Source organism: Halovenus aranensis, from assembly GCF_900100385.1.
Taxonomy (GTDB): Archaea; Halobacteriota; Halobacteria; order Halobacteriales; family Haloarculaceae; genus Halovenus; species Halovenus aranensis.
In genome coordinates this window covers 1-2,465 of sequence record NZ_FNFC01000047.1, presented here as the reverse complement: position 1 = coordinate 2,465, position 2,465 = coordinate 1, and the positions used below count along the sequence as shown (strand labels likewise).

The window sequence follows — 2,465 nt, the reverse complement described above, 5'->3', positions numbered from 1 at the left end:
AGATGCGCAGAAGATTCACCAGCAACGACCGATCTTACAAGAGAGACTCGTTACCGCTACACAACCTAGAGGTGAGGCTTAGCTAAAGACCAATGAAAGCCAGTCAATGGAGATTACGAATTGAGTTCTAAACTGGCTGGTAGGGAAGTCCTTGATCGGGGTTAGGGCGATACAACACTATTTTATTAGAGGGGAATTAGAAATTAGCAAATGAGACAAGTTCCGACTCTATTGGCATCGATATTTCTCGTCAGCACCTTTTTATCCCAGTCAACGCTCATACCCGGTTTTGTCGGTTATGGTTTATCAAGCGCTGTACTGGTTGTAATTGCTCTATCGCTGATTAAGAACAGACGGTTACGATACAAATTGGACAAAAAGACACAACTTTTTTATCTTGTTATTTCAACTATGTTTGTTTTTAACCTTTTTCGATATCCGTCTCTCTCGAGATTCCTCCGCGCTCTCACTTTCATCAGTGTGACATATTTCGTGCTGTTTATTTTACCTCAGGCCGCCACATGGAGGCCCGTTTGGTACTGGTTTTCTGTTGCTACTGCCATCCTAACGGTAGTCTCAGTGCCAACTCTTTTCGTTGACAGCATAGGTATTGGCCCCTTCCAAATTCGTGCCTGGCATACGACGACGTCGCTTCCTATAGTAGATTTTAATACATTTTCAGGCATATTTATTAATCCAAATACATTAGGACAAACGTCTGCCATTGCTGCACTATCTTCACTGCAGTTTATTCGTGAGGGAGACCGAAGGTCAATGGGCCTGTTTGGTGTGAATGCGAGTGCGGTGGCTCTCTCTGGCTCTCGAGTTGGTGCTGCTATTCTTGTGATCTGTACTGGCTTGTTCGTTGTTCACGAACTTTCAGGCCGCCGATGGCTGGCAATAATGACGGTGACTGGGATGATGAGTGCTCTCGTAGGGGTTTTAATGTTCTTCAATGTCCTCCCAGTTGATCTGCCGATTGACTTAACGGGTCGTAAAGAACTCTGGACTGCGACTATCCGCGCTGTGATTGATAGTCCGCTGGGATATGGGCCAGGTATCTTAGGAGAAGTTCTTAGCCGTTATGTAGAGGCTGGTGGCGCGAAAAACCCACACAATGCGTATCTGAAAGTCTTGTTGAGCGGCGGGATTTTAGCAGGCTTTGCTCACGTTTGTATATATCTCATCAGCATTCGACGAGCGATCTGGTCGGTCACGCAAACAGATGGGGTCAGCGTCTATATTTTGTTGACCGCGACGATGATTATCGGCCTGTTCAATGGTTCATCTATATTTGGCTTATCAGCTGTCTCAGCCATGTCCGCTCTTATCCTTGGCTACGCACTCCAAATGAGGATAACGCCGCCCTCATCAACATCATTTGACTCCCAGATCGGGGATCGCAGCCGGTCGTAAGTGGCTGGTAGAGACGTTTTCATTATGGGGTCGGCCCATCGAAGGAGGTCACCGCCACGTTGTATGTGGCCCCATTGTCGTCAATGGAGATTTGGATGAGCGTCCCGCTTCGACTGTACGACCGAGTGATGTTCAAGCGCTCAACCAAGCTTACTGCGGTTGAGTCCCGGGCACCGGCGAAAAGCACGAGGTCCACGAATGAGTCGCCGATGTCGCTCTGTTCGGCGCCGATGACAATGGCTGCCCTGGTGTTGTCCATGTCGGCCATCGACTGAGCTGTGTTGTCGGCTGTTACCATTGCGGTCGTATTGGCTCGCTGAACGCCAACATCGTTGAAGTTCATCGAATATTGCCACACTCCCTTTTCGTCTCCGGACAGGCCAGCGATTGTCTTGCCGTTAGACAGGCTTACAACGCTGTTCTCACCGCCGTAAGCGATGTTCCCCTCGTAGATAGGGTATTGTGGATTGAGGGTCATCACGTTCCCATCCGACGAGTTGAAATCGATCAGATTGCTTGCCGAGAGGTTGCTTGGGTCGGCCCAGATGCCTCGTACCTCGTTTCCTACACACCTGCCCCCGTCAAGGAAGTCCACGAGCTTATTGCGTGCCTTGACCTGCACGCCGAGACTTTCAACGACGTTGCCGATGACGTCTCCGCTGCCAGCGTTAAGATTGAGAATTTTGGCGGTCGAAGCGGTGGCAGCCGAGCCGATAAACCGGAGTTGATTATTGTTGATCCACCCAGAAGCATCAGCTCTGTTAATGCGGAGCAGGCGGGCAGAGTTGTGAAGCCCCACGCCGGCTTTCACCATCGACAGGGTGCCGCCTGCGGTCTGCTCAAGGGCAAGAACGGAGTTCCACCCGGACCCGCGTACTTCGGGGAACCCCTCTATCTTCCCCGAATTCTGCGACTTTACGTTGTCGCTTACGTCACCGTTGAAGTAAAAACTGTCGTGTTGAATAGATGCTGAATCATGGTCAGAGTGGCTCACAGAGCGGTTCTATGTTGGAGATGGCGAACATGAGGACAATTTCACGGAACTGTCG

2 protein-coding genes are annotated in these 2,465 nt (G+C 50.1%); one reads left to right on the top strand and one right to left on the bottom strand.

All coding sequences use genetic code 11. The annotated features are described in order from the left end of the window. Window positions 1-210: 210 nt before the first annotated feature. Entirely contained in the window at window positions 211-1,416 is a 1,206-nt protein-coding gene (locus tag BLR34_RS16785; RefSeq protein ID WP_143414212.1) for an O-antigen ligase family protein, read from the top strand. 22 nt (window positions 1,417-1,438) lie between these two features. On the opposite strand, the gene BLR34_RS16510 is transcribed toward BLR34_RS16785, so the two are convergent. Continuing rightward, window positions 1,439-2,410 carry a hypothetical protein gene (locus BLR34_RS16510; RefSeq protein ID WP_092704982.1) on the bottom strand — a complete coding sequence of 324 codons (972 nt, stop codon included), beginning with the start codon at window positions 2,408-2,410 and terminating at the stop codon, window positions 1,439-1,441. Window positions 2,411-2,465 lie beyond the last annotated feature (55 nt).

What these genes read in the sequence shown, in the direction of transcription:
- BLR34_RS16785 (WP_143414212.1), top strand. Translation starts at nt 211, where the DNA reads ATGAGACAAGTTCCGACTCTATTGGCATCGATATTTCTCGTCAGCACC.